At 52.0% G+C, this 506-nt stretch carries 1 pseudogene; it reads left to right on the top strand.

Annotation, left to right across the window (positions count from 1 at the left end):
* Positions 1-82: 82 nt before the first annotated feature.
* Positions 83-506 (top strand): annotated as a pseudogene (locus tag HMPREF2697_RS10585) (MSCRAMM family adhesin SdrC); the annotation flags it as partial.

Genomic DNA, 506 nt, shown 5'->3' on the forward strand with positions numbered 1-506 from the left:
ACTTGCGGATTCTGACGCACTTGTTGAGGCGCTCTGTGACGCTGATGTACTTGCCAATTCACTGGCACTTGTTGAGGCACTCATGGATGCTGAAGTACTTGCTGACTCGCTAGCACTTGTTGAGGCACTCATCGATGCTGACGTACTTGCCGATTCGCTCGCACTTGTTGAGGCGCTCTGTGACGCAGATGTACTTGCGGATTCGCTCGCACTTGTTGAAGCGCTCATGGAAGCACTTGTACTTGCTGACTCTGAAGCACTTGTTGAGGCGCTCATGGACGCTGAAGTACTTGCTGACTCACTTGCACTCGTTGAAGCGCTCATGGACGCTGAAGTACTTGCCGATTCGCTAGCGCTGGTTGAAGCACTTTGCGATGCTGAAGTGCTGGCTGATTCAGATGCGCTAGTTGAGGCACTTTGCGATGCTGAAGTGCTGGCTGATTCAGATGCACTTGTTGAAGCACTCATGGATGCTGATGTACTTGCGGATTCGCTCGCACTTGTTG

It is taken from the genome of Streptococcus sp. HMSC064D12 (assembly GCF_001837205.1).
Taxonomy (GTDB): Bacteria; Bacillota; Bacilli; order Lactobacillales; family Streptococcaceae; genus Streptococcus; species Streptococcus salivarius_D.